The organism is Methylobacterium sp. Gmos1 (assembly GCF_053764715.1).
In genome coordinates this window covers 61,750-86,604 of record NZ_JBSNCC010000004.1, presented here as the reverse complement: position 1 = coordinate 86,604, position 24,855 = coordinate 61,750, and the positions used below count along the sequence as shown (strand labels likewise).

At 73.9% G+C, this 24,855-nt stretch carries 27 protein-coding genes and 1 riboswitch; of the genes, 7 read left to right on the top strand and 20 right to left on the bottom strand.

Annotation, left to right across the window (positions count from 1 at the left end; all coding sequences use genetic code 11):
* Nucleotides 1-200: 200 nt before the first annotated feature.
* Nucleotides 201-1,475 carry an MFS transporter gene (locus ACS5PV_RS09510; protein ID WP_455395098.1) on the top strand — a complete coding sequence of 425 codons (1,275 nt, stop codon included), beginning with the start codon at nt 201-203 and terminating at the stop codon, nt 1,473-1,475.
* An 82-nt stretch (nt 1,476-1,557) separates the two neighbouring features.
* On the opposite strand, the gene ACS5PV_RS09505 is transcribed toward ACS5PV_RS09510, so the two are convergent.
* A complete protein-coding gene (locus ACS5PV_RS09505; protein WP_455395097.1) occupies nt 1,558-1,878 on the bottom strand; it encodes an antibiotic biosynthesis monooxygenase family protein in 321 nt (106 codons plus the stop codon).
* Between the two features lie 646 nt (nt 1,879-2,524).
* Between ACS5PV_RS09505 and ACS5PV_RS09500 the strand changes: the two genes are divergently transcribed.
* Complete coding sequence (locus tag ACS5PV_RS09500) at nt 2,525-2,944, top strand: helix-turn-helix domain-containing protein (RefSeq protein ID WP_455395096.1); 420 nt, start codon at nt 2,525-2,527, stop codon at nt 2,942-2,944.
* Between the two features lie 45 nt (nt 2,945-2,989).
* Here ACS5PV_RS09500 and ACS5PV_RS09495 read toward each other — a convergent pair whose 3' ends face one another.
* On the bottom strand, nt 2,990-4,327 hold the full coding sequence (locus ACS5PV_RS09495; protein ID WP_455395532.1) for a cobyrinate a,c-diamide synthase: 1,338 nt from the start codon (nt 4,325-4,327) through the stop codon (nt 2,990-2,992).
* A 54-nt stretch (nt 4,328-4,381) separates the two neighbouring features.
* Between ACS5PV_RS09495 and ACS5PV_RS09490 the strand changes: the two genes are divergently transcribed.
* Nucleotides 4,382-5,485 (top strand): cobalt-precorrin-5B (C(1))-methyltransferase, encoded by a 1,104-nt coding sequence (locus ACS5PV_RS09490; protein ID WP_455395095.1) that lies wholly within the window; start codon nt 4,382-4,384, stop codon nt 5,483-5,485.
* A gap of 53 nt (nt 5,486-5,538) precedes the next feature.
* Here the strand turns inward: ACS5PV_RS09490 and ACS5PV_RS09485 are convergent, their stop codons facing one another.
* Genes ACS5PV_RS09485 through cbiE form a run of 4 tightly spaced genes read right to left on the bottom strand, consistent with a single transcriptional unit; the run spans nt 5,539 to nt 8,665 of the window.
* Nucleotides 5,539-6,081: a GNAT family N-acetyltransferase gene (locus ACS5PV_RS09485; protein ID WP_455395094.1), complete on the bottom strand. Its 543-nt coding sequence runs from the start codon at nt 6,079-6,081 to the stop codon at nt 5,539-5,541.
* Between the two features lie 60 nt (nt 6,082-6,141).
* Complete coding sequence (gene cobM / locus ACS5PV_RS09480) at nt 6,142-6,930, bottom strand: precorrin-4 C(11)-methyltransferase (protein ID WP_455395093.1); 789 nt, start codon at nt 6,928-6,930, stop codon at nt 6,142-6,144.
* Nucleotides 6,927-7,436: a cobalamin biosynthesis protein gene (locus ACS5PV_RS09475; protein ID WP_455395092.1), complete on the bottom strand. Its 510-nt coding sequence runs from the start codon at nt 7,434-7,436 to the stop codon at nt 6,927-6,929. Before ACS5PV_RS09475 ends, cobM begins: the two co-directional genes overlap by 4 nt.
* Nucleotides 7,415-8,665, bottom strand: a complete 1,251-nt coding sequence (gene cbiE, locus ACS5PV_RS09470) for a precorrin-6y C5,15-methyltransferase (decarboxylating) subunit CbiE (protein ID WP_455395091.1) — start codon at nt 8,663-8,665, stop codon at nt 7,415-7,417. The genes ACS5PV_RS09475 and cbiE overlap by 22 nt, the downstream gene beginning before the upstream one ends.
* Between cbiE and ACS5PV_RS09465 the strand changes: the two genes are divergently transcribed.
* Nucleotides 8,664-9,419 (top strand): cobalt-precorrin-6A reductase, encoded by a 756-nt coding sequence (locus tag ACS5PV_RS09465; RefSeq protein ID WP_455395090.1) that lies wholly within the window; start codon nt 8,664-8,666, stop codon nt 9,417-9,419. The genes cbiE and ACS5PV_RS09465 overlap by 2 nt on opposite strands.
* Here ACS5PV_RS09465 and cobJ read toward each other — a convergent pair.
* The 10 genes from cobJ to ACS5PV_RS09415 all read right to left on the bottom strand — a co-directional run bounded on the left by cobJ (nt 9,392) and on the right by ACS5PV_RS09415 (nt 19,550).
* The gene (cobJ, locus tag ACS5PV_RS09460; protein WP_455395089.1) at nt 9,392-10,147 is read right to left on the bottom strand and encodes a precorrin-3B C(17)-methyltransferase; all 756 of its coding nucleotides are present in this window, start codon (nt 10,145-10,147) and stop codon (nt 9,392-9,394) included. The two genes, ACS5PV_RS09465 and cobJ, sit on opposite strands and share 28 nt — an antisense overlap.
* Nucleotides 10,144-10,935 (bottom strand): precorrin-2 C(20)-methyltransferase, encoded by a 792-nt coding sequence (locus ACS5PV_RS09455; protein ID WP_455395088.1) that lies wholly within the window; start codon nt 10,933-10,935, stop codon nt 10,144-10,146. Before ACS5PV_RS09455 ends, cobJ begins: the two co-directional genes overlap by 4 nt.
* Nucleotides 10,935-11,567: a precorrin-8X methylmutase gene (locus tag ACS5PV_RS09450; protein ID WP_455395087.1), complete on the bottom strand. Its 633-nt coding sequence runs from the start codon at nt 11,565-11,567 to the stop codon at nt 10,935-10,937. The genes ACS5PV_RS09455 and ACS5PV_RS09450 overlap by 1 nt, the downstream gene beginning before the upstream one ends.
* Nucleotides 11,564-13,057: a nitrite reductase gene (locus tag ACS5PV_RS09445; protein ID WP_455395086.1), complete on the bottom strand. Its 1,494-nt coding sequence runs from the start codon at nt 13,055-13,057 to the stop codon at nt 11,564-11,566. The genes ACS5PV_RS09450 and ACS5PV_RS09445 overlap by 4 nt, the downstream gene beginning before the upstream one ends.
* A 26-nt stretch (nt 13,058-13,083) precedes the next feature.
* Complete coding sequence (cobN, locus tag ACS5PV_RS09440) at nt 13,084-16,350, bottom strand: cobaltochelatase subunit CobN (RefSeq protein ID WP_455395085.1); 3,267 nt, start codon at nt 16,348-16,350, stop codon at nt 13,084-13,086.
* 6 nt (nt 16,351-16,356) lie between these two features.
* Nucleotides 16,357-16,947, bottom strand: coding sequence for a Uma2 family endonuclease (locus tag ACS5PV_RS09435; RefSeq protein ID WP_455395084.1), 591 nt, complete (start codon nt 16,945-16,947; stop codon nt 16,357-16,359).
* Nucleotides 16,948-17,107: 160 nt separating this feature from the next.
* Nucleotides 17,108-18,142 (bottom strand): cobalamin biosynthesis protein CobW, encoded by a 1,035-nt coding sequence (gene cobW / locus ACS5PV_RS09430; RefSeq protein WP_455395083.1) that lies wholly within the window; start codon nt 18,140-18,142, stop codon nt 17,108-17,110.
* On the bottom strand, nt 18,139-18,531 hold the full coding sequence (locus ACS5PV_RS09425) for a DUF1636 family protein (protein ID WP_455395082.1): 393 nt from the start codon (nt 18,529-18,531) through the stop codon (nt 18,139-18,141). The genes cobW and ACS5PV_RS09425 overlap by 4 nt, the downstream gene beginning before the upstream one ends.
* Nucleotides 18,528-19,286 carry a CbtA family protein gene (locus ACS5PV_RS09420; protein WP_455395081.1) on the bottom strand — a complete coding sequence of 253 codons (759 nt, stop codon included), beginning with the start codon at nt 19,284-19,286 and terminating at the stop codon, nt 18,528-18,530. Before ACS5PV_RS09420 ends, ACS5PV_RS09425 begins: the two co-directional genes overlap by 4 nt.
* A gap of 87 nt (nt 19,287-19,373) precedes the next feature.
* Entirely contained in the window at nt 19,374-19,550 is a 177-nt protein-coding gene (locus tag ACS5PV_RS09415) for a CbtB domain-containing protein (RefSeq protein ID WP_093571268.1), read from the bottom strand.
* A 30-nt stretch (nt 19,551-19,580) separates the two neighbouring features.
* Nucleotides 19,581-19,781, bottom strand: a riboswitch (cobalamin riboswitch).
* 107 nt (nt 19,782-19,888) lie between these two features.
* Between ACS5PV_RS09415 and cobU the strand changes: the two genes are divergently transcribed.
* The 3 genes from cobU (at nt 19,889) to ACS5PV_RS09400 (ending at nt 21,967) form a co-directional block, all read left to right on the top strand.
* The gene (cobU, locus tag ACS5PV_RS09410) at nt 19,889-20,401 is read left to right on the top strand and encodes a bifunctional adenosylcobinamide kinase/adenosylcobinamide-phosphate guanylyltransferase (RefSeq protein ID WP_455395531.1); all 513 of its coding nucleotides are present in this window, start codon (nt 19,889-19,891) and stop codon (nt 20,399-20,401) included.
* A complete protein-coding gene (gene cobO, locus ACS5PV_RS09405) occupies nt 20,398-21,003 on the top strand; it encodes a cob(I)yrinic acid a,c-diamide adenosyltransferase (protein WP_455395080.1) in 606 nt (201 codons plus the stop codon). Before cobU ends, cobO begins: the two co-directional genes overlap by 4 nt.
* A 190-nt stretch (nt 21,004-21,193) precedes the next feature.
* Nucleotides 21,194-21,967, top strand: a complete 774-nt coding sequence (locus ACS5PV_RS09400) for a prephenate dehydrogenase/arogenate dehydrogenase family protein (RefSeq protein WP_455395079.1) — start codon at nt 21,194-21,196, stop codon at nt 21,965-21,967.
* A 113-nt stretch (nt 21,968-22,080) separates the two neighbouring features.
* Here ACS5PV_RS09400 and tatC read toward each other — a convergent pair whose 3' ends face one another.
* From tatC to scpB, 4 genes are all read right to left on the bottom strand, one after another.
* Nucleotides 22,081-22,884, bottom strand: a complete 804-nt coding sequence (tatC, locus tag ACS5PV_RS09395) for a twin-arginine translocase subunit TatC (protein ID WP_455395078.1) — start codon at nt 22,882-22,884, stop codon at nt 22,081-22,083.
* Complete coding sequence (gene tatB / locus ACS5PV_RS09390) at nt 22,881-23,426, bottom strand: Sec-independent protein translocase protein TatB (protein WP_455395077.1); 546 nt, start codon at nt 23,424-23,426, stop codon at nt 22,881-22,883. The genes tatC and tatB overlap by 4 nt, the downstream gene beginning before the upstream one ends.
* A 246-nt stretch (nt 23,427-23,672) precedes the next feature.
* Entirely contained in the window at nt 23,673-24,008 is a 336-nt protein-coding gene (locus ACS5PV_RS09385) for a twin-arginine translocase TatA/TatE family subunit (RefSeq protein ID WP_455395076.1), read from the bottom strand.
* Nucleotides 24,009-24,194: 186 nt separating this feature from the next.
* Nucleotides 24,195-24,854, bottom strand: a complete 660-nt coding sequence (gene scpB / locus ACS5PV_RS09380) for an SMC-Scp complex subunit ScpB (RefSeq protein ID WP_455395075.1) — start codon at nt 24,852-24,854, stop codon at nt 24,195-24,197.
* Nucleotide 24,855: the final 1 nt, after the last annotated feature.

Sequence of the window (24,855 nt, the reverse complement as noted above, 5' to 3'; positions counted from 1 at the left end):
CCGGGCCGTCGCCGGCTGGTTGACGGTCGGGCAGCAAGCCCGGGACCGGCGGCATCCCAGCCCTGCGGCGAGAGACGGGACGGGAGGATGCGACGGGTGTATGTGAAGCTCGCCGCAACCCCTGCGGACCGTCGGTGACGGGTACGGGGCGCGCGGCGGGAGCGGTCCGCGCCAGGACCGCCAGGGGAGCGAAGCGGGCGATGGATGCGCGAGCGAGCGAGGGCGGCGTGGCCGTGGAGGCGTCGGTGACCGGGCCGCCGGTGGAGGTCGTGACCAGGGCCCCGAGCCCGGCCGCCGCCGCAGGTCCGGCGGCGGTGGTTCTGGGGGGCCTGAGCCTGTCGCACCTCCTCAACGACATGATCCAGTCGCTGCTGCCGGCGATCTACCCCCTCCTGAAGCAGGCCTACAGCCTCGATTTCGGCCAGATCGGCTTCCTGACCCTGGCCTTCCAGCTCACCGCCTCGCTGCTGCAACCGGTGGTCGGTTTATTCACCGACAAGCGGCCGATGCCGTTCTCGCTCGCGACCGGCATGCTGCTGTCGCTCTGCGGCCTGCTGCTCCTTTCCCATGCCGGCTCGTACGGCCTCCTGGTCATGGCCGCCTGCCTCGTCGGCCTCGGCTCGGCGATCTTCCACCCCGAGGCCTCGCGGGTCGCCCGCCTGGCGTCCGGCGGGCGCTACGGCTTGGCCCAGTCGGTGTTCCAGGTCGGCGGCAATGCCGGCACGGCGCTCGGCCCCGTGCTCGCCGCCTTCATCGTCGTGCCCCTTGGCCAGCCGAGCGTGGCTCTGTTCGCGGTCGCGGCGCTCGCCGGGTTCGTGGTGCTGAGCCTTGTCGGGCGCTGGTACCGCGACCGCCTGCGGTCCGGGGCGGCGCGGGGCAAGAAGGGCGGGGCGGCCGTCCGCACGCTGCCGCGCTCGAAGGTGGTCGCCACCATCGCGGTGCTGCTGGTGCTGATCTTCTCCAAGTATTTCTACATGGCGAGCCTCAGCTCGTACTTCACCTTCTACCTGATCCACCGCTTCGGCGTGTCGGTGCAGCAGTCGCAGCTCTACCTGTTCGTGTTCCTCGGCGCGGTCGCGGCCGGCACGGTGGTGGGCGGGCCGATCGGCGACCGGTTCGGCCGCAAGGTGGTGATCTGGGGCTCGATCCTCGGCGTGCTGCCGTTCACCCTGGCGCTGCCGCACGTCAACCTGTTCTGGACCGTGGCGCTGACCGTGCCGATCGGCCTGATCCTGGCCTCGGCGATGCCGGCGATCCTGGTCTACGCCCAGGAGCTCCTGCCCGGGCGGGTCGGGCTGGTGGGCGGCCTGTTCTTCGGCTTCGCCTTCGGCATGGGGGGCCTGGGGGCCGCGATCCTCGGCGAGGTCGCCGACCATACCAGCATCGAGTTCGTCTACCGGATCTGCGCCTTCCTGCCGGCGGTGGGCCTGCTCGCTGCGTTCCTGCCGCGGCTCGACGCCCCCAAGGCCGCCTGACACCGGCGGCCTGACACCCGGGCACCCGTTACCCATTCGCGGCGCGGGGGCGGCCTGACCGGGCCACCCCCGCGTCCCGCCGTCACCCGTTCCGGGCGACGGTCTGGATCGTCTCGAACCCCTCGAATTGCGGGTGGCCGAGATAGAGCGGCTTCGTGCCCGGGGCGCGGCTATGCGCCTTGCGGAACTGCTCGGAGCGGGTCCAGGCCTCGAAATCGGCCTTCGAGGACCAGATCGTGTGCGAGGCGTAGAGGATGTGGTCCTCCGCTTCCGGCCCGCGCAGCAGGTGGAACTCGACGAAGCCCGGCATCTCCCCCAGGTGGCTGTCGCGCCCGAGCCAGACCTGCTCGAAGTCCTGGGCGGCGTCCTTGTAGACCTTGAACCGGTTCATGGCGATGAACATCACGGGCGTCCCTTCTCGGCGTTCTCGCGGGCTCATGCGAACGGCTTAAGTCGTTTGCGCATCAGGCCGCCGGACCAGCTCGATCTCGTCGGTGCCGCGCCCGGATATCCGGGGTGTCGGGCATGGCGACAATTCGAGAATGGACCCGCGGTTCGTCCCCGACGATCCCTGGTCTTGCGGGCCCGGCCCGTGAGATGGGAACCTGTTCGCCATCGGCAAGGTGACCTGTCGGATGCGGGCCGACCCCACCGGATACGCAACTGCCGGACCGGCCCCACTCAGTATTTTTTTCACCTTTGTTCCCTTGGGGAATTCACTCGGAGCGTGTAGACGTGAGTTGGGTTGCATGGCAGACCCGCATCCGCGTCGTCAGCTTGGCGACGGGATGGCGTCGAACGGACGGGAACGACTGGGTTTTGCGCGGTCCGGTCAGGACGCCGGGGTGGGCGGTGGCCGGAACGGGCGATCGGGGAAACGAGCGGACCGGATGCGAGGCGTCTTCGCCGCCGGCCCGGGGACGAGCGTCCGCGAGGGGGGCCGGAGCGGGAAGCGACGGCCGACGCGGGCATGGACGACGCGGGACGGCGGCCCTCTGAGATCGGGGAGGGGGCTTCCGGCAAGCCAGCACGTGAGATGTCGAGGACCGATGCCCAAGCAAACCACTGAGGTCGACCGTCTCGTCGGAGTCCGCATCACGGCCCTGCGCAAGGCCAAGGGCTTGAGCCAGACAGCGCTGGGCAACGCCGTCGGCGTGACCTTCCAGCAGGTGCAGAAATACGAGAAGGGCCAGAACCGCGTCGGCGCCGGCCGCCTGCGCGAGATTGCCCGGCTGCTCGAGGTGCCGGTCTCGGCCTTCTTCGAGGACCAGACCGGCGGCGAGACCGGCGACGACAACGTGTTCGGCTTCCTAAGCGCGCAAGGCGCGATCGAGCTGCTGCGCGCCTACGTGCAGATCGAGGACGAGCAGCTGCGCCGCGAGGTGCTGGCGATCGTGCGCTCCGCCGCCCGCCTCGGCCGCCATGCCGCCGCGGCGAGCGGCGAGGGCACCAGCGCGGCCGCCGAGTAGGGCCCGGCTGCGCTCGGCGCAGCCCGACACGAACCTCGGCCGCGCTCAGCGCAGCCCGACGAGGTGGAAGAAGCTGCCGCTGACCCGACCGCGCCGGTGCCCGGCGAGGCCCGGGCTGCGGCCTTCCGCGTCGGTCACCTCGGCCAGGGCCTCGTCCGGCCCCGGTGGCGGCGTGAGTTCGCTGGCGTAGTGGAACTCGTGCCCGACGAGGCCCTGCCCGGCGGCCCCGAGCGCGCCGGCGCCGACGAGCGTCGCGATCCGGTAGCCGAGATGCAGGCGGCGGCGCGCGTAGGACGTCGCGACCGGCAGGAGGCCGGCCATGCGGTGGGTCGTGCCCTCGGCATCCTCCAGGCTCTCGCCCAGCACCATGTAGCCGCCGCACTCGCCATGGACGGGCTTCGTCCCGGCGAAGGCGCGCAGGCCGTCGAGGAAGCGCGACGCGGCTGCGATCGTGCCGGCATGCAGCTCCGGATAGCCGCCGGGCAGCCAGCAGGCGTCGCACCCGGCCGGCGGCGCCTCGTCGGCCAGCGGCGAGAACGGCACGATCTCGGCCCCGGCGGCGCGCCAGCCGGCCTCGAGATGCGGGTAGACGAACGAGAACGCGGCGTCGCGCGCGACCGCGAGGCGCTGGCCGGGCGGCGGCGGCAGATGCCCGATCGCCGGTTCCGGGACCCGCCCGCCGGCGGCGGCCACCACCGCGTCGAGGTCGATCGAGGCCTCCGCCAGATCGGCAAGGCGGTCGAGACGGGCGTCGAGATCCGCGGTCTCCCCGGCCTGGATCAGCCCGAGATGGCGCTCGGGGAGGACGAGCGCGGCCTCCCGCGGCACCGCGCCGAGCACCGGGATTCCTACCTTCGCCAGCCCGACCTCGACGAGGCGGCGGTGGCGCGGGCTCGCCACCTTGTTGAGGATCACGCCGGCGAGGTGGAGGCGCGGGTCGTAGGCCCGGATCCCGAGGGCGGTGGCGGCGGCCGATTGCGCCGCGCCCGAGACGTCGAGCACCAGCACCACAGGCCAGCCGTAGCGCGCGGCGATGTCGGCGTTGGCGCCGCTGCGGCCCTCTTGCGCGACGACGCCGTCGAACAGGCCCATCGAGCCCTCGGCGAGCAGCAGGTCGGCCCCCGCCCCGGCCCGGCCCGCCACCGCGTCGAGGAGTTCGCCATCCATGGCGAAGCTGTCGAGGTTGTAGCTCGGCCGGCCGGTGGCGGCGGCGTGGAAGGCGGGGTCGATGTAGTCCGGCCCGCACTTCGCCCCGGCGACCGAGAGCCCCCTGCGGCGCAGGGCGCGCAGCAGCGCGAGGGTCACGGTTGTCTTGCCGGAGCCGGAACGGGCGGCGGCGACGAGGAGGCCGCGGGGGGAGCGTGCGGTCACGAAGGTGTCCATCTTCTGGCGATCGGCGCGCATTCACCGCGCCGGCCTACGGTGATACCACGCCGCATGGATGCGACACGACCACGGGAGACCCTGCGCCGCGGCTGGACCACCGGCGCCTGCGCGGCCGCCGCCGCCAAGGCGGCCTATGCGGGCCTCGTCACCGGCGCCTTTCCCGACCCGGTCGAGATTCCGCTGCCGAGCGGCGCCCGCCCGGCCTTCGCCCTGGCGCGGACCGGGATGGTGGCAGACGGGGCGCTCGCCGGGGTGGTCAAGGATGCCGGCGACGATCCGGACGTGACCCACGGGGTGCTGGTGCTGGCCACCGTGCGACGGGGTCCGCCGGGCTCCGGCATCGCGTTCCGGGCCGGGCCCGGCGTCGGCACCGTGACCCGGGCCGGGCTGCCGCTGCCCGTCGGCGAGCCGGCGATCAACCCGATGCCCCGGCGGATGATCGCGGCGTCGATCGCGGAAGCCGCGGGCGGCCTCGGCGGTCCGGCGGACGTGGTGGTGGAGATCGCGATTCCCGGCGGCGAGGCGCTGGCGCAGAAGACCCTGAACCCGCGGCTCGGCATCCTCGGCGGCCTGTCGGTGCTCGGCACGACCGGGGTCGTGGTGCCGTATTCCTGCGCCGCCTGGATCGACAGCATCCACCGCGGCATCGACGTCGCCCGCGCCGGTGCCCTCGACCACGTCGCGGGCGCCACCGGCTCGACCTCGGAGGAGGCGGTGGCGCGCCTCTACGGCCTGCCGCCCCAGGCGCTGATCGACATGGGCGACTTCGCCGGCGGCATGCTGAAATACCTGCGCCGCCATCCCGTCCCGCGGGTGACCGTGGCGGGCGGCATCGCCAAGATGGCGAAGCTCGGCCACGGCCTCCTCGACCTGCATTCGCGCTCGGGCCCCGTCGACCTCGCCTGGCTGTCGGAGCGGGTGGTGGAGGCCGGCGGCGCGCCCGACCTCGCCCGGCGGGCCGCGGGGGCGAACACGGCGCTGGAGGTGCTGCACCTCGCGCAAGGCAGCGACCTGCCCCTCGCCGACCTCGTCGCCCGCTACGCCTGGGCGACGGCGGCAAAGGCGCTCGTGGGCTCAGGGACTTCGCTCGAGGTGGTGGTGTTCGACCGGGAAGGCGGGCTCGTCGGGCGGGCGCCGTTTCATCCGGTCGGGTGAGGAACCTCGTCAACGACCCGGTGACTCGTCCGGCTCCACCGGGTCGAGGGCCGTCAGTAAAGGTCGGTCGACCCGGGCTGACTGAGCACGGCTGGATCGGACCAGTGATATCGAATCACCGGCCGATCGCCGCCGCCGGGAACGTTATGCGTGCTGCGCTCGACGGCCACGCCGCCACGCCGCTCGTAGAACCGGCGCGCCGCCTCGTTCTGCTCGAAGCACCACAGGTAGATCCCCGAATCGGGATAGCTGCGCAGGGACCAGTCCGCGGCGGCGGCGAGCAGGCCCGCCCCTAACCCCCGTCCCTTCGCCTCGGGCAGGACGTGGAGATTGTCGATCAGCGTTCCCCAGCGCTCATCCTCCACCCCGACCGCGCAGACGAAGCCGACCGGCGCGTCGGCGGTCTCGGCGATGAAGGCGGTCACGTGCGGATGATGCGGCCCGATGCGGGACGCCCACGCGCCGAGACGGTCCTCCTCGATCGGACCGGAGAGGAAGTCCGGATCGAGGATCCAGCGATAGGCGCTTCTCCAGCTCGCCGTGTGGATCCGTGCGAGCAGGGCCGCATCGGCCTCGGTGGCAAGTCTCATCCGCATGAGCGAGGTTTACGGACGGGGCGCGAAACCCGCAACGGCCGGAAGCCGTCGCGGGTCGGGTCACGTCGACCGTGATCCGGCCTGCACCGTCACGGCCCCGCCCGGCCGGAACCGCCTGTCGTAATCCGCCGCATACAACGCGCTCTCGCGAAACGCCGTCGCCCCGAGCGCCGGCCCGACCAGGATCAGCGCCGTGCGCTCCAGCCCCGCCGCTGCGACCTGGGCCGCGATGTCGGCGAGGGTCCCGCGCAGCACCCGCTCGTCCGGCCAGGTGGCGCGGAACACGACCGCCGCCGGACAGTCCGGGCCGTAATGCGGGACCAGCTCGGCGACGACCGCGTCGATGACGTGGATCGACAGGTGCACGGCGAGGGTCGCGCGGGTCGCCGCGAAGGCGGCGAGGCGCTCGGTGTCGGGCATCGCCGAGGCGCGGCCGGTGGTGCGGGTGAGCACCACCGATTGCGCCACCTCCGGCACCGTCAGCTCGCGCCCGAGCACCGAGGCGGCCGCCGCGAAGGCGGGGACGCCGGGGGTAAGGTCGTAGGGAATGCCGAGGCGGTCGAGGCGGCGGGTCTGTTCTGCCACCGCGCTCCAGATCGAGAGGTCGCCGGAATGCAGCCGCGCCACCTCGAGGCCGGCCGCGTGGGCCGCCGCCATCTCGGCGACGATCGCGTCGAGGGAGAGGGGCGCGGTGTCGACGATTCTCGCGCCCTCCGGGCACCAGGACAGGATCTCCGGCGCGACGAGGGAGCCGGCGTGGAGGCAGACCGGGCAGCGGGCGATGAGGTCGCGGCCGCGTACGGTGATGAGGTCGGCCGCGCCCGGGCCGGCGCCGATGAAGTGGATCATGAGAGAAGGGCGTCTCCGCTGGCGGCGAGCGCGCAGGTGGCGCCCGCCGAGGCGATGCGGGGCAGGACGAGGCGGCCGTCCGGGCCGGCGGCGGCGAGCGCCGCCGCCTCGGCCAGCGAGCCGACGCCGCGCAGGGCCTCGATGCGGACCGAGCGGGTGACGACCCGGCGGCCGGCCTCGCGCAGGGCCTCGACCCCGACGGCGACGAGGGGCACGCCGAGCGTCCCGGCTGCCTCGACGATGGCGCGGTCGCCGGCCCGGTCCGCGGCGGTGGCGAGGCCCGCGAGCATCAGCCCTGGCCGGTCGGCCTGGCGCAGGCCTTCGGCCACCAGTGCCAGGATCTCCTCGGCCGAGGTGGCGTGGCGGAATCCGATGCCTGCGATCAGCGCGCGGGGCGCCTCGGTCGCGGGCGTGCGGGCGGGGCCTTGCAGGAGCGGCGGCGGCGGGGCGGCGCCCGGAACCCGCGCCTGGATGATCGCGGGCGTCACGGCTTCGTCAGCGCCCATTGCGTCACCGGCATCGCCGGGCGCCAGCCGGTGAGATGGCCGACCGGCTCGGCCCGGGCGACCGAGAGGCGCCGCAGGCTGCCGCCGCGCTCGGCGTGGAGGCGCAGCAGCAGCGCCTCGCTCTCCAGCGTCACCGCGTTGGCGACGAGGCGCCCGCCGGTCGGCAGAGCGTCGAGCACCGTCGCCACGAGCACCGGATTGGAGACGCCGCCGCCGAGGAAGGCCGCGTCCGGTGCCAGCAGCCCGGCGAGGCTGTCCGGAGCCCGGCCGACGACGACCCGGAGGTCGGGCACGCCGAGGTTGCGCGCGTTTCGGCGGATGCGGGCGGCGCGCTCCTCCCGGGCCTCGACCGCGACGGCCCGGTTGGCCGGATGGCGCAAGGACCACTCGATCCCGATCGAGCCCGAGCCGGCCCCGACATCCCACAGAAGCTGGCCGGCGCGGGGGCGCAAGGCCGCGAGGGTGACGGCGCGGATCTCGGCCTTGGTGAGCTGGCCGTCATGCTCGAACCAAGCGTCGTCGAGGCCGGGACTGAGCGGGATCACCCGGGCGTCCATGTCCGCCACCACCTCGACCGCGATCGTATTGAGCGGGTCGATCCCATCCTCGGAGAAATCCGCGGCGAGACCGGTGCGGCGGCGCTCCCGGGGACCCCCCATCGCCTCGAGCACCGTCAGTCGCGATCGCGAAAAGCCGCGCTCGGACAGGAGCGTCGCCAGCTTCTCCGGCGTCGTCCCGTCCCAGGACAGGAGCAGGAGCCGGGCGCCGGGCTGAAGGTGGGGGATCACCCGCTCCAGCGCCCGTCCGTGCAGGGTCAGGCAGGCGGTCTCGGCCAGCGGCCAGCCGAGGCGGGAGGCCGCTAGGCTGAAGGCGGAGGCCTGCGGGAAGGCGGCGATCTCGTCTGCCGGCACCAGCCGCGCCAGCTCGGCGCCGACGCCGTAATGGAACGGATCGCCGGTGGCGAGCACGCAGGTCGGCTGCCCGCGCCGGGCGAGGATCGCCGGATAGGCGTCGGCGAGCGGGCTCGGCCAGGCCAGGGTCTCGGCGGCGAGCGGCGCGGCGAGTTCGAGGTGACGGCGGCCCCCGATCACCAGCCCGGCACCGTCGAGGGCCGCGGCCGCCGCCGGCGACAGCCCGGCGCGACCGTCCTCGCCGATGCCGACGATGAACAGCCAGGGAGTTTTCGCGATGCTCGACTCGGGGCGAGGCTCAGGCGAGAAGGCGGCCATGCGCATCCTCATCCTGGGCGGCACCACCGAGGCCGCGGGGCTGGTCCGGCTGCTCGCCGGCCGGCCGGATTACGACGTCACCTTGTCGCTCGCCGGGCGCACGGCGGCGCCGCTCGCCCTGCCGGCGCGCACCCGCATCGGCGGCTTCGGCGGGGCGGAGGGGCTGGCGGCCACCCTGCGCGACGACCGGATCGCGGCGTTGATCGACGCCACCCACCCCTTCGCCAGGGTGATCTCCCGCAACGCGGCACTCGCGAGCCGGGCGGCGGGGGTGCCGCTCCTCGCGGTCCGGCGCCCGCCCTGGCGGCAGGTCGCGGGCGACGATTGGTGCGAGGTCGACAGCGTGGCGGGGGCCGTGCCGGCCCTGGGCGAGGCCCCGCGGCGCGTATTCCTGACGGTGGGCCGGCTCGAACTCGCCGCCTTCGCGGCGGCACCCCGGCACCGCTACCTCGTGCGCACCATCGAGCCGGTCGGCGACGCGCTGCCGGGGATCGACGTCACGGCGATCGAGGCCCGCGGGCCGTTCGGGCCGGCCGAGGAGGAGGACCTGATGCGCCGCCACGGCGTCGAGGTGCTGGTGACCAAGAATTCCGGCGGGGCGGCGACCTACGGCAAGATCGCGGCGGCCCGGTCGCTGGGCCTGCCGGTGGTGATCGTGCGGCAGCCGGATCTGCCCGACGTCCCCCGGGTGGCGGAGGCCGGCGCCGCCCTGGCCTGGCTGGAGGCTCATCGGGCGACCGACCGCGGCGTGTAGACGAAGGGCGCCTGCCCCTCCCGCGGGATCAGCCGGGTCGCGCTCGCCCCGATCATCACCAGGGTCGCCATGTCGGCGGAGGCCTCGCGCGCCTCGGCCAGCGTCAGGATGCGGATCGCCTCGTCGGGCCGGCCGACGGCGCGGGCGAGGATCACCGGGGTCTCGGGCGCACGTTGCTCGGCGGCGAGGCCCAACGCCGCGCCGAGCTGCCAGGGCCGCGCCCGCGAGATCGGGTTGTAGAGCGCCACGACGAGGTCGGCGGCGAGCACGGCTTGGAGCCGGGCGGTGACGACCTCCCAGGGCTTGAGGTTGTCCGACAGCGAGATCGCGCAGAAATCGCCGCCGAGCGGGGCGCCGACCCGGGCGGCGGCGGCCAGCATCGCGGTGATGCCGGGTTCGACCGTGATGGAGAGCGAGCGCCAGGCCGGATCGCCGGATTCCAGCGCCTCGAAGAGCGCCGCCGCCATGGCGAACACGCCGGGATCGCCCCCCGACACCACCGCGACCCGACGGCCGGCGGCCGCGAGTTCCAGGGCGTGGCGGGCGCGGTCGACCTCGACCCGGTTGTCGCTGGCGTGGCGCGTCAGCCCCGGCCGCTCCGGCACCCGGGCGACGTAGGGAAAATAGCCGATCAGGTCCTGCGCGGCGTCGAGCGCGCTCGATGCGGCCGGCGTCAGGTAGCGCGGGTCGCCGGGCCCGAGGCCGATCACCGTGACCGATCCGCTCACGGCCGGCGGCCCTCGCCCGGCACCAGCACCATCGAGAAGTAGGGCGCACGGTCGTCAGGCTTCTCGTTGAGCGCCGTCACGCTCTCGCCCGCCATGGTGCCGCGCTCGACGTAGACCGCGCGGCCGATCAGCCCGGCCTCGGTGAGCGCCGCGCGCACCTTCGGCAGGTGGCGGCCGAGCTTCATCACCACGGCGGCGTCGGTCGTCTTCAGGCGCGCGACGAGCGTCGCGTGGGGCAGCGTGGCGGGGAGCACGGTGAGCACGTCGTCGCCCCAGGTGATCGGGGTGTTGGCCCGGGTCCAGCAGCCCGACATGCCGGTCACGCCCGGCACCACCTCGACCGGGAAGCGGTCCTTGAGGCGGCGCCACAGGTGCATGAACGAGCCGTAGAAGAACGGATCGCCCTCCGACAGGATCGCGACGTCGCGGCCGGCCGCCAGCACCTCGGCGAGGCGGGACGCGGCCTCGTCGTAGAAGGCGGCGAGCGCCGAGACGTAGGCTGGGTCCTCGGGGTGCAATTCGGTGGTGTAGGGGTAGGGCAGCGGCCATTCGCGGGCCGGATCCTGCACCACCGCATCGGCGATGGTGCGGGCGTTGCCGCGCTTGCCCGCCTTGCAGAAATGCACGAGGTGGTGGGCGCGCTCCAGCACCCGCACCGCCCGCACGGTGAGGTAATCCGGGTCGCCCGGCCCCATGCCGACGCCGTAGAGCGTGCCGGTGACGGCCGTCGCCGGGGCGGAGGGGATCTCGGCCGCGTCCGAGCCGAGGAAGTCGGAAGGACCGTCCATCACTCGATCTCGTTGGCGAGCGCGTTGACGGCCGCCGCCGCCATGGCGCTGCCGCCGCGCCGGCCGCGCACCACCAGGAACGGTACCCGGCCATCCTCGGCGAGCGCGTCCTTCGATTCGGCCGCCCCCACGAAGCCGACCGGCACGCCGATCACCGCCGCCGGCGGCGCCACGCCCTCGTCCAGCATCTCGAGCAGGCGGAACAGAGCGGTCGGTGCGTTGCCGACGACCACCACTGATCCGGCGAGCTGGTCGCGCCACAATTCCATCGCGGCGGCGGTGCGGGTGGTGTCGAGGGTCCTGGCCAGCTCCGGCACCCGGGGGTCGGAGAGGGTGCAGACCACCTCGTTGCCGGCCGGCAGCCGCGCCCGGGTGACGCCGTCGGCGACCATGCGGACGTCGCACAGGATCGGGGCGCCGCGGCGCAACGCCGCCTCCGCCGCCTCGGCGAAGTCCGGCGACAGGTCGATGTCGGCGGGCAGGTCGGTCATGCCGCAGGCGTGGATCATCCGCACCGCCACCCGCTCGGCGGCGCCGTGGAAGCGCGCGAGGTCGGATTCGGCGCGGATCATCGCGAAGGAGCGCGCGTAGATGGCGGCGCCGTCGCGGATATAGTCGAGGCGCGGGTTCATGCGGGCTCCCGGAATGCGTCTCTCAGGTCCGAGGGATCGTCGAGGGTGGGTCGGACTCGCACGCTCTCTAGCCGCTCCAGCACGTCGCCGAAAGTCAGGACGAGATCGGTGGCCTTGCCGGCGTTGCCCCCCAGCACCACCCCGTAGCGGCCGTCGGGCCGCCCGACCAGGGTGAGGGCGGCAGGCCCGGGCTGGGCGCAGCCCTTCGGGCAGCCGGAGACGTGGGCGGTGGCCCCCGTCCGCGCGAGAGGGGCGAAGGCCGCGGCGAGACGATGGGCATCGGCTTGCGCCGGCGTGCCGCCGGAGGCGCAGGCCGGGGCACCCGGGCAAGCGGCGACCGCCCGGCGCGGGTCGGCGGGATCGACGATCAGGCCAGTGGTCCGGGCTTCGTCGCGCAGGGCCTCGGCGGTGGAGGCGTCGCGGGCCGCGAGCGCGACGCCGCGGCCCGGCGTGAGGACGAGATGGCCGTCGCTGTGGGATTCGCTCCAGGCGGCGAGGCGCTCGAGGAGCGCGGCGTCGCAGCGGCCGAAGGGGAGTTCCGCGAGGAGCGTGCGGCCGTACAGGCCTGCGGGTAGGGCAGTGGTTGCTGGGGGAGCTTCGCCCAGCTTGAATTCGGCCAGGAGGGCGTCGCGCTGCGATTGCGAGAGGGCGCGCATGCGGCGGGCGCCGGAAGCGGCAAGGCCGTGGAGGAGGGTGCGCAGGATGGCGAGGGCGATGGGGGCGGGGAAGGGTGCGAGCCAGAGCTGGCCGTCGGGGATGGCGACGGCGAGCTGGAGGGCGGGCAGCTGTTCCTTGCTCACGCCGACAGCGTGCGTGTGCGGGACCGCCTCGGTTCCCAGCAGTGGCGCGGGATCCCCTCTCCCGAGTGGGAGAGGGGTAGGGGTGAGGGTGGCGCGGCTCCGTGTGAATCGCCGAGCGTCGAGCTGCGCAGCTCGACGGTTCAGGTTCGTTGCGGAACCCGAGCCACCCTCACCCCTACCCCTCTCCCACTCGGGAGAGGGGATCCCGCGGGTTGCAATGAGGTTGGATAATCCTGGAACGACCCTCACCCGGACATCCGCCTCGACCGGCCCGAGGCCGCCCGTCTCATCCTCCACCGCCACCAGCGCCTTCGCCGGCAGCCCCGCGACTTCCCGGCCGATCGCCTCCACAACCGTCACGACGGCGAGACACTCCGCCCCGGCGAGCGGCGCGTTGAGCGTCAGTCGCTGCGGCCCGCCATCGTGGCGCACGTCACCCAAGTCGGCATCGCCCAGGATCGCGACGACGCACCCGTGGCTCTCCGCCGTCACCCCGCGGATCTGAAGGTTCCCCCGGGCGGTGACGTCGAGGAGGCCGTTGCCGCCCTCCCGCGCCGCGCGGGCTGCGGCCCGGGCCTGGTCCGCGCTCAACCGTCCGGCGACCGGATGGAGCCGCACGAGGAGGCCGTCGCCGGTCGGCATCGGCCGGGCGAGGCCCGGGCACCAGCCGCGGCGAGGGGCGGGCTTCACGGGCGCCGGATCCAGGGAAGCGGAGCTCATTCGGCGGCCTCGCGGGTGTCGAGGGCGGCGAGCGAGTTGCGCCGGCTGCGCCACAGGCCGCGGTCGCGCAGGGCGGCGAAGCGGTCGCGCAGCGCCCGGGCGACGCCCGGATTGGCCGCCTCGATCGCCGCGAGCACGTCCGCGTCGCCGAGATAGGCGTCGTAGAGCCGGTCGATGTCGGCATCCGCGACCGCGTCGGTGGCCGCCGCCATGACGAACACCGCGTCGAGCCCTTGCGCCAGTTCCTGCGCCCCGCGCCAGCCGTGGCGCAGCTGCGCGGCGATCCAGCGCGGGTGGGCGAGGCGGCCGCGCACCAGCCGGGCCACGTCCTCGCGGGCGGTGCGGGTCCGGGGCACCTCGGGACGGCTGGTGTCGAGGCTGTAGAGGATCGGTGCCGCGCCGAGAGACGCGGCCGCGGCGGAAAACCCCCCCATCGCATCGGCGGCGGCGTCGCCGTCGAGGAGGTCGCGTTCGGCGACGTCGAAGGCGTGGAGATAGGCGTCCGCCGCCGCGACCCGGGCGGGGAAATCGGCGTCCTCGGTGCCGGTCGCCTCGGCCGTCGCGTCGAGATAGGCCCGGGCGAGGTCGTCGCGGCCGCTCCACGCGCCGTCGAGGGCGAGCGCGGCGGTGCCGGCGCCGTAGCGGCCGGGGGCCGCGCCGAAGACCCGCGCCGGTGCCTCGCCGCGGCGGCGGGCGGCGGCGAGCGGGTTGTCGGCGTCGTCCTCCTCGCGCGCCGCGACCGCCCGGGCGGCGCGGTCGAGGAGGGCCAGCGTCTCCGGGAAGGTGTCGCGGAACGCGCCGGAGACCCGGACCGTCACGTCGATCCGCGGCCGGTCGAGGAGGGCGAGCGGCAGCACCTCGAAGCCGGTCACCCGGGTCGAGGCGTGGTCCCAGACCGGGCGCACGCCCATCAGCGCCAGGGCCTGCGCCACGTCCTCGCCGCCGGTGCGCAGGGTCGGCGAGGCCCACAGATCCATGACGAGGCGGGCCGGATACTCGCCCTCGTCCTGGAGGTAGCGCCGCACCACCTCGGCGGCGGCTTTTTCGCCGAGCATCGCGGCGGCGCGGGTCGGCAGGGCACGGGGATCGAGGGTCGCGAGGTTGCGCCCGGTCGGCAGCACGTCGGCCCGGCCGCGGGCCGGGGAGCCGGCGGGGCCCGGCGGCACGAAGCGGCCGTCGAGGGCCTTCAGCAGGCCCGCCCGCTCGGCCGGGCCGCATTCGGGATGGATGTCCGGGCCTGCGCCAAAGACGTGCAGCCCGTCGCGCATCGTCACCTCGGCGAGATCGCACAGGTGAGCATCGAGGGCGGCGAGCGCGTCGGGCATCGGCGTCGCACGGTCGATCCCGGCGGCGGCCAGCAGCCCCGCATCCCCGGCCCGCTCCAGGATGCCGCGGGCGATGAGATCCGCCCGGCGCGGGTCGAGCACGGTGGCGGCGGAATACTCCTCCACCAGCTCGCGCAAGGTGGCGGCCTCCGGGTCGAGGCCGGCCTCGGCGGTCTCCGGCGGCAGGTGTCCGATCGTGACGGCGCCGATGCGGCGCTTGGCCGGCGCCGCCTCGCCGGGGTCGTCGACGATGAAGGGATAGATGACCGGCAGCGCCCCGATCGCGAGCGCCGGCCAGCAGGCGGTGGAGAGCGCCACCGCCTTGCCGGGCAGCCACTCGGTGGTGCCGTGGGTGCCGAGATGGATCACCGCGTCGCAGGCCTCGCGCAGCGCCAGGTGGAAGGCGAGGTAGGCGTGGGACGGCACCGCATCGGGATCGTGGTAGCCCGCCTTGCGGTCGCCCTTGTGGCCGCGGTCCGGCTGGAGCGCCACCAGCACGGAGCCGGCCTGCACGGCCCGGAACCGGAAGGCACCCTCTCGAAGCGCCGGATCGTCGGCAGGCTCGCCCCATTCGGCCGCGAGGGCGGCGCGCGCCTCTGCCGGCAGCCGGGCGCGCCAGGCCTCGTAGGCCGCAAGCGGCACAGCGAGGCTCGGGGCGTCCTCGGTGAGCCGGCGCATCAGGGCGTCGGGCTCCGGGATGCCGGAGACGGCGTAGCCCTCGGCGCCGAGGAGTTCGAGGATTCGCTGCGCGCTCGCCGGGGTGTCGAGCCCGACCGCGAAGCCGGCCCGGCCCCCGCGGGCGGGGTAATCGGAGAGAACCAGCGCGAGGCGGCGCTCCGACCGCGTCGTGGCGGCGAGGCGGGCCCAGGCGGCGGCCCGGTCGGCGGTGGCGGTAATGCCGGAGAAATCCGGTACCGCCCGGCGCTCGCGGAATCCCTCGACCTCGGGCGCTTCCTCCTTGTGCGAGATCGGGAAGCCGGAGAGCCGGCCGTCGAATTCCGGCAGCGCCACCTGCATGGCGAGGTCGGCGGCGCCGAGGCCCCGGGCCGAGGCCACCCAGGCCTCCCGGCTGGCGCCGACGGTGAAGGCCTGGATCACCGGGCAATCCGCCTCGTCGAGGACGAAGCCAGCCTCGTCCCGGGCCGAGAAGGCGGTCGCCGCGACGATCACCGCGGGACGCTGCACGGCAATGGCGGCGCGAACCGCCGCAACCGCCTCCGGATCCTTGAGGCTCGCCACCGCCACGATGGCGGGGGTGAGGCCGCGCTCCCACAGGGCGGCCGCGAGGGCGGTGGCCGGCGCGGTGTCGCCGCCGAGGATCGCCGAGCGGTAGACGAGGACGAGCGCCCGGGGCAGGGCCGAGGCGGGCTCCGGCCTGTCGCGCACGCCGCAGCCCGGGCACCAGGCAAATCCCCGCGGCAGCGCGCGCGGCGGCTCGGCCGCCACCGGCCGGCCGAGTTCAGCGGCGATCCGGGTCAGGAGCCGGCGCAGGTTGTCGGGCCCGCCGGCGCGGAAATACCCGTCGAGGGCCGCGAGCAGCTCCCGCGCCACGGTCGAGACGGCGTCGAGGCGCGGGTCGGGCCGGTCGCATCCCGGCAGCACCGCGAGGGGGATGCCGTTGGCCCGGCAGGTCTCGGACAGCCGCTCGAGCCCGTAGCGCCAGTAATCGAGCCCGCCGAGGCAGCGCACCAGCACGAAGCGGGCCCGCGCGATCACCGCGTCGGCGTAGAGGTCGACGGAGAGTGGGTGGCGCAGCTGTGCGAGCTTGGCGAGCCGCAGGCTCGGCCAGTCGCCCGGCAGCCCCGCATAGGCCTGGCCGAGGCCGGCGAGGTCGGAATCGGTGAAGGACAGGACGACGATGTCGCCGGGCGCCTGGCCCAGATCGACCGCCGCCTCGCCCTCGTCGAGGGAGACCGTATCGATGCGCAGGAGGTGCATCGGTTGTCAGACCCCCGAGACCAGGCGGGGCCGCGGAGGGAAGACGACGCCGTCGTAGATGTCCGCCAACGCCACGCTCGTGCCGAGTTCCGGCAGGTCGATCGTCTGGTCGAGCCCGGCGACGAGGCGTCGATGCCAGGCCCCGTCCGCATCCCGGCGCCACAGGGCGATCTCGGGGGCGTTCGGCTCGACCAGCAGGATCACCGCGAGGCTCCCGACCGACTTGTATTCCTCGAGCTTGTCGAACGCGTCGAAGTCGCGGGTCGAGGGTGACAGCACTTCGACGATCAGGCGCGGCTCCGCGGCGACCAGCCCGTTCGGGTCGCGGGTGCCGCAATCGACGCCGAGGTCCGGCCGGCGGATCTGCCCGGGCAGGGTCTCGACGCTGCCGTCGCCGGTGAAGGGGCGGCACGGCGTCCCGCGCAGCCGGGTGCGGAACTCCGCCACGAGGTTGACCACGATGTCGTCATGCACGTTGCGGGCGCCCGCCATCATGCAGACCGGCACCCCGCCGACCAGCTCGTAGCGCTCGTCCTGGCGCTCCTGCCAGGCGAAGAACTCCTGCACGCTCCAGCGCCGCGGCGCGGGCTCCGACATGCGATGCCCTCCGGGGCTGGGGTTTCTAGAGGTCGGAGGCGACGCGACTTGGACGATATAATGTCCACCACCCGCCGACCAAGACGGTGCCCAGATCCCGGGCAAGCCCGGGATCTGTCGCGGAGGCGGGGGAATGCACTCGACCCGGGCGTTCGAGCCCTCAGCCCTTCAGCGCCGCCGCCACCGCCTCCTTGTCGAACCCGGTGAGCCCGATCACCACCAGCGTCCCGTCCCGGTGCTCGCCCGGACGCCAGGGCCGGTCGTAATGGTGCGCGACGCGGCGGCCGACGCCCTGGACGACGAGGCGCATCGGCTTGTCGGCGACGGCGCAGAAGCCCTTGATCCGCAGGACCCCCGCCACCTCGGCGGCCTTGGCGACGCGGGCGGCGAGGTCGTCGGGCGAGCCGGCGGCCTTCACGGGGAGCGCGACGCTCTCGAAATCGTCGTGGTCGTGGTCCTCCTCGGTCTCGTGGTGCGAGGGCCGGGCGGCGAGATCGTACTCCGCCGCGGCGCCGAGGCCGAGCAGCACGCGGGGATCGAGAGCGCCGTGGGCGGTCTCGACGAGCTTGACCGCGCGCGGCAGGTGCGCCTCGACCTCGGCACGGACGCGGGCCCGCTCGCCCTCGTCGAGGAGGTCGGACTTGTTCATCACCACGAGGTCGGCGCAGAGGAGCTGGTCCTCGAACACCTCCTCGAGCGGGTTCTCGTGCTCGACGCTGGCATCGGCCGCGGCTTGCGCGGCCATCGCGTCGGGATCGTCCGCGAAGGCGCCCGAGGCTACCGCAGGGCCGTCGACCACCGCCACCACGCCGTCGACGGTCACCCGCGAGCGGATCGCCGGCCAGTTGAAGGCCTGGACCAGGGGCTTGGGCAACGCGAGGCCGGAGGTCTCGATCAGGATGTGCTCCGGCGGCTCGGGCCGGTCGAGGAGCTTATTGAGCGCCGGCACGAAGTCGTCGGCGACGGTGCAGCAGATGCAGCCGTTCGGCAGCTCCACCACCGCGTCGGCGTCGCAGCCCGGGATGCCGCACTCGGCGAGCAGCGACCCGTCGAAGCCGACATCGCCGAACTCGTTGACGATGATCGCGAGCCGCCGGCCGTCGTTGTGCTCGACGGCGTGGCGCACCAGCGTCGTCTTGCCGGCGCCGAGGAAGCCCGTGACGATGGTGCAGGGGATCTTGTTGAGGATGGTCATGTGTGAACCGGCGCGGGAGGGAGGCGGGCGACGACGCCCTTGCGGAATTCCTGCGGACGCTCGCGCCAGGGCACGATACCGTCCGGGGTCCCGGCATAGAGGCCGACGCCGTCGAGGATGACCTCGGGGGAAATCGTGGGGTCGAGGTCGCCGTAGACGTAGGTCCAGCGGCCGGGGCTCGCGACAGCGACCGTGCAGGGCCGCTTGCAGACCGACAGGCATTCGACCGGCTCGATCCGCACGGCCGCGCCGGGCCGGGCCGCGAGCGCCCGCGTCAGCGCCTCGTGCAGGCGGGCGCCGGCGCGCGGACCGTCCGCCGGGTCGGCGGCGTCGCGGCAGGTGGTGCAGACGTAGAGGGTGCAGATGTCGGAGGGGATCGGCTCGTTCACGCGGCGACCTCGCTGCGGCGCGCGGCGCCCCTCGTCCCGGCGACGGCACCCCAGGCCCAGCCGAAGGCGAGGCCGAGCACCGCCCAGAACGCGAAGGCGACCGCCAGCGACCGGGCGGCGAACTGCGCCGCGTAGACCGGAGGCATCGCCGAGATCTCCTCGGGCCCGTGCGGAGCGCCCCAGGCGTGCGGCGTGACGATGAGCGCGAGGCCGACAGCGATCGCGGCCGGCCCGCGGCGGATCGCCACCAGGTAGAGGCCGAGGGCCGTGGCGAGCGCGGTCGCCACCCACCAGAGCTGGCGCGACTCGAGGGCGGCGGCCGCGGTGCCGGGCAGTTCCGGCGGCAGCCCCACCGCCGGCGCGAGGCTGGCGGCGAGGAAGCCGCCGATGGCGAAGCGCAGCGCCTCGGCGGGCGTGACCTCGCGGCCGGCCGCGACCAGCACGGCACCGAGCAGCAGCGCGTAGCCGACGCCGCTCACCAGGGTGGCGAGCGCCGTGAAGGCGAGGCGCGGCAGGCCGGGGGCCGGCTGCCATTGCGGCTCGCCGCCGTGGTCGTGCCCGGCAGAGCCGTGGCCGGCATGGGCCAGCACGATCAGCGGGTTGGCGGAGACGCGGGTGGGGGCGGGGCTCTCCGCCGTCTCGTACTTCTCCGCCGCGAGGATCAGCGGCGAGGTGAGGGCGAATTGCAGCAGCGAAGTCACGCACGCGGCGAGAAAGCCGGCGACCAGGGCCGCGGCGAGCAGACGTTTCGTCATGGGAGCGTTTCCTGCACGACCAAAGCGCCGCGGGCCCGCGGCCCCTCGGGGCGCAGGCCGCGCGGCTCGACGAGGGTCAGGCCCCGGTCAGTGGCAGGGGAAGTTGTGGGCGTGGCGCCAGTCGTGCGCGGCGTTGTGCAGGGCGACCACGGGTGCGAAGCCGGAGACGAACAGGAGCCCGATGCCGAGCGTGGCGGCCAGGAGGACGGCGCTCAGGCGCTCGCCGACGAGCGCGGGGGAGAGGGACCGGGTGATCGCGACCATGACGAACTCCTGCCGCCCCACCGGCGGCGTCGAGAGAAAGGGGTGACGGCAGGTCTCCTGGCTCGCGGCTTCCTGCCGGCCCACCGCCTTCCCGGATCGCTCCAGTGGCCGATGGCGGACCGTGTGCGACCGCTCACAGTTGCGGGGGCAGCCGCGGCGTACCGGACGAAACCCGGCTCCCGCGTTCCCTTTTCACCTCGTCGCCGAGGCACCGTCGTGCGCGACCCTAGCCGGTCGCCTGCGCGCTTGCAATCGGTGCCGCCTGCCGCGACACCTCCGGCGCCGAGATTTCCGCACAGGAGGGCCGAGTGCCGGATCCGATTCGCGCCGCCCCGCGCCTGACCCTGGTGCTGGGCGGCGCCCGCTCGGGCAAGAGCCGCTACGCCGAAGCGCTGATCGAGGCCCTGCCGGGGCCCTGGCGCTACGTCGCGACCGCGCAAGCCTTCGACGGCGAGATGCGCGCGCGCATCGCCGAGCACCGCGCCCGCCGGCCTTTGCCGTGGGAGACGGTCGACGCGCCGCGCGATCTGCCGGCGGCGATCGGCCGGGCGCCGACGGGCCGGCCGGTGCTGGTCGATTGCCTGACCCTGTGGCTGACGAACGCGATGCTGGATGACGAGGCCGACCTCGAGGCCGAGATCGACGCACTGGTGGAGGCCTGCCGGTTGGCGGCCGGGCCGCTCGTACTGGTCTCGAACGAGGTGGGATTCGGCATCGTGCCGGAGAACGCGCTCGCCCGCCGGTTCCGCGACGAGGCCGGGCGGCTGCACCAGCGGCTCGCGGCCATCGCCGACCGGGTGGTGCTGGTGGTGGCCGGCCTGCCGATGATCCTCAAGGGAGACACGCCATGAGCGACGACGAGGCGGCGCGCCACCGCGCCAAGATGGAGAAGCGCAAGGCGGTGCAGGACGCCGAGGTCGCGGGCAAGACGATCGAGAAGGGCCTGCTCATCGTCCATACCGGCCCCGGCAAGGGCAAGTCGACCGCCGCCTTCGGGCTGATGCTGCGGGCCTTGGGCCGCGGCTGGCGGGTCGGGGTCGTGCAGTACATCAAGGGCGCCTGGGAGACCGGCGAGCGCTTCGCGCTGGAGCGGTTCGGCGACCAGGTCGCGTGGCACACGATGGGGGAGGGCTTCACCTGGGAGACCCAGGACCGCGACCGCGACGTGGCGGCGGCCCGCGCCGCCTGGGCGAGGACCGAGGCGCTGATGGCCGATCCGGCGATCCGGCTCCTGATCCTCGACGAGCTCAACATCGCGCTGCGCTACGACTACCTGCCGCTCCACGAGGTGGTGGCGGCGTTGAGCCGGCGCCGACCGGACCTGCACGTCGTGGTGACGGGCCGCAACGCCAAGCCGGAGCTGGTCGCGGCAGCCGACCTCGTCACCGAGATGGGGCAGGTGAAGCACCACTTCGCCGCCGGGGTGAAGGCGCAGGAGGGCATCGAGTTCTGATTGACCGCCCGGGTAGGACAGCGCTACAGGCTCGGCCATGACCAGCGCCCTCCCGACCGGACTGTATTATTCGCCGCGCACCTAGCGGCGGAGTGCTCGTCATCTCTCTCAACCGCTGCGACGTGTCGGCGGTTGGGGCTTTCCGAGGAAATCCAGGCCCGCCGACCTCGCCCCCGCTCCGAGGTCTCCCGTGCCGTCCTCTCCCATCCCGCTCCCCGCCCTCGGCCTGATCGGTTTTGGCGCCTTCGGGCGCCTCGTCGCCGCGCATCTGGCCCCGTTCTTCACGCTTTGCGTCCACGACCCCTTCGCGCCCGCTGCCGCCTTCGCGGCGGCAGGGGTCGACGCGTGCGGCCTGGACGAGGCCGCCGGCTGCCCGGTGGTGATCCTGGCGACGCCCGTCCCGACCCTCGCCGAGGTGGTGCGAAAGGTTGCCCCGCACCTGCGGCCGGGCGCCCTCGTCCTCGATGTCGGCTCGGTGAAGGTGCGGCCGGCCGAGATCATGCGCGCCGGCCTGCCGCCTTGCGTCGACATCGTCGCGACCCACCCGCTGTTCGGGCCGCAGAGCGCGCGGGACGGCCTGCGCGGGCTCAAGATCGCGGTCTGCCCGGTGCGCGGCGACCGGGGCGTGGAAGTCGGCGTCTTCCTGCGCCGGGCCCTCGGGCTCACGGTGATCCTGACCACGCCGGAGGCGCATGACCGCGAGGCGGCGGCGGTGCAGGGCCTGACCCACCTGATCGCCAAGGTGCTGGTGGCGATGGAGCCGCTGCCGACCCGGATGACCACCCGCAGCTTCGACCTGGTGATGCAGGCCGTCGGCATGGTCCGGCACGACGCGCCGGAGGTCTACCACGCGATCGAGCGCGAGAACCCCTACGCCGGCGAGGTGCGGCGGCGGTTCTTCGAGCTGGCGGCGCGGATGGAGGGGGAACTGGAGGAGGTCGAGCCGGCCGGCGCCGGGGGCTGAGACTGGCCGCGGGGTTTTACGAAACCCTCCGCGTCATCCCGGATCCCGCTTCGCGGTCCCGGGATGACCGGGTGGTGGCACGATATCCTCGGGGGAAAGGAGAGGGCAGAGCCCTACTCCCCCGCCGCGTCCTCCGCCGCCCGGTCCCGCTCGCGGCGCTTCTCCATCGCCCGGACCGAGACGATCGACGCCTCGTAGAGGAGCAGCATCGGGATCGCGAGCGAGAGCTGGCTGATCACGTCCGGCGGGGTCAGCACCGCGGCGGCGACGAAGACCAGCACGATCGCGTAGCGGCGGCGCTCCTTCAGGAACTTCGAGTCGATCAGCCCGATCTGGCCCAGCAGGGTCAGGATCACCGGCAGCTGGAACGCGATCCCGAAGGCGAAGATCAGCGTCATGATGAGCGAGAGGTACTCGTCCACCTTCGGCAGGAGCTCGATCGTGGCCTCGCCGGGCTGGCCGATCTGCTGCAGGCTGACCGAGAACCGGATCAGCAGCGGCATCGCCAGGAAGTAGACGACGAGGGCGCCGAGCAGGAAGAAGATCGGCGTGGCGACGAGGTAGGGCAGGAAGGCCCGGCGCTCGTTGCGGTACAGGCCCGGCGCCACGAAGGCGTAGAGCTGGGTGGCGACGACCGGGAAGGACAGGAAGCCGGCGCCGAACACGCTGAGCTTGATGTTAGTGAACACCTGCTCGAGGAAATGGGTCGCGATCAGCCGCGCCTTCTCGGCCCCCACCACGCTGACATAGGGGTGGACGAGGATGTTGTAGATGTGCTGCGCGAAGAAGAAGCAGACGAAAAACATCACCCCGAAGGCGAGCAGCGACTTGATCAGCCGCGAGCGCAGCTCGATCAGGTGCTCGATCAGGGGTGCGCGCGAGGCCTCGATCTCGGCTTCATCGGCCTCGGTGATCATGCGGTCGGGCCCGTGCTGGCGGTGTCGTGGGGGGTGGAGGAGGCGGGCGCGGCGCGGGCCGCGTCGGCCTTGAGCTGCGCGGTCGCGGCGGCGAGCGCCGAGACCGACGGCTTCTCGGCCGCGGGCTCGGGCTGCGGGTAGGCCGGCGGTGCAGCGGGATCGACCGGGTGAGCGGGCTCCGGCAGTGCCGCAAAGGATTCCGACGGGAGAGGGTCGGTGCCCGGCAGTGCCGTCGTCGCGGGCTTGGGCACGCCGTCGACGGCGCCCTTGATCTCGTTGCGGATGGTCTGGACCGGGTTGAAGCCGGTCGCGGTCGCCGACGAGACGCTGCGGTTGATGCCCTCGACCTCGCGGCGGACCTCGTCGAGCTCCGCCTCGCGCATCGCCTCGCTGAACTGGCTCTGGAACTCGCCGGCCATGCGCTTGAGCCGGGCGGTGACCTGGCCGACGGTGCGCAGGGCCTTGGGCAGGTCCTTGGGGCCGATGACGACGAGCGCGACGCCGCCGATCAGCATCACCTCGCCCCAACTCATATCGAACATGGCGAAACGGCCCTGCTACTCGCGCGGCGCGACTGTTGTGCGGGCGCCTCGCGCGGGCTGTCTAGCACGCCGGTGCGCCGGCGCCAGTCACCGTCAGCAGGTTCCCGCAGCAGGTTCCCGCACGGTTGCCGGCGGCCGGCGACGAGGGGCGGGATGGCCTGCCGGGATGCCCTGCAAGGAGCGCGGAGGCGCGGAGCCGGGCCGGATGCCACGCGCTCCTCGCGGGGATGATCTTCGAGGGACCGCTCAGCCGACCTTGCGGTCGACGTTCGGCTCGGTGGTTCCGACCGGCGGCATCTGCGCGGTCGGCACATGCGTCGGCGCGACGGGAGCCGGCGGCACGTGAACCGGCTGGACCGGGGTCGGGTGCACCACCGGCGGGGCCACCTGCACCGGCGGGACCTGCGCGTGGGGCACCTGCGCCGTCGTGGTCGGGGCCTGATCCTCGTCGGCCATGCCCTTCTTGAAGGCCTTGATGCCCTTGGCGACATCGCCCATCAGGTCGGACACCTTGCCGCGCCCGAACAGCAGCATGATGATCACGCCGACGACGATCCAGTGCCAGATACTCGCGCCGCCCATGGTTCTCTCCTGCGCAGCGTCTCACGCCGCTGCGGCACTCTCGCGGGGCGCCGTGGACGCCCCAAACCTCTGATCCCGCAGGCCCAACGGCGACCCGAGCGCCTGCGGTGCGGCCGGAACGTAAGGACGGCGGGAGGCGAAAACAAGCGTTTCCTCGGGGGCCGGCGGAATGCCCCACCCGGGATTTCAGCCCGCCGCGGCGTCGCCGGGCGCCGGCGGATCCTGTTTTGGATCCTCCAGGGGATCCTCGTCCGGCCCGCCCGCGCCGCCCGGCTGGGGCACCCGGAAGCCGGCGGGCAGCCGTCCCTCGATCAGCCCGAGGCCCTTCAGTTCCTCCAGGCCGGGCAGGTCCGAGACGGCGTCGAGGCCGAAATGATCGAGGAAGGCCGGGGTGGTGCCGTAGGTCACCGGCCGCCCCGGGCTGCGGCGCCGGCCGCGCAGGCGCACCCAGCCGGTCTCGAGCAGCAGATCGAGCGAGCCCTTCGAGGTGGTGACGCCGCGGATCTCCTCGATCTCGGCCCGGGTCACCGGCTGGTGGTAGGCGACGATGGCGAGCGTCTCGAGGGCGGCCCGCGACAGTTTTCGCGGCTCCGGCACGCCGCCGCGCAGGGCGGGGGCGAGGTCGGGCGCGGTGCGGAAGGCGTAGCCGCCGGCCACCCGCGCGAGCGTGATCCCCCGGGGCGCGTAAGTACGCGCGATCTCGGCGAGCACCGACGACACGTCGGTCCCGGTCGGCAGCCGGGCGGCGAGGTCGGCCTCGGAGAGGGGCGCGGGCGCGCTGAAGATCAGCGCCTCGGCGAGGCGGGCGGCCTCGGAGGGGGGAGGCGGGGGAGTGGTCTTCGCCACG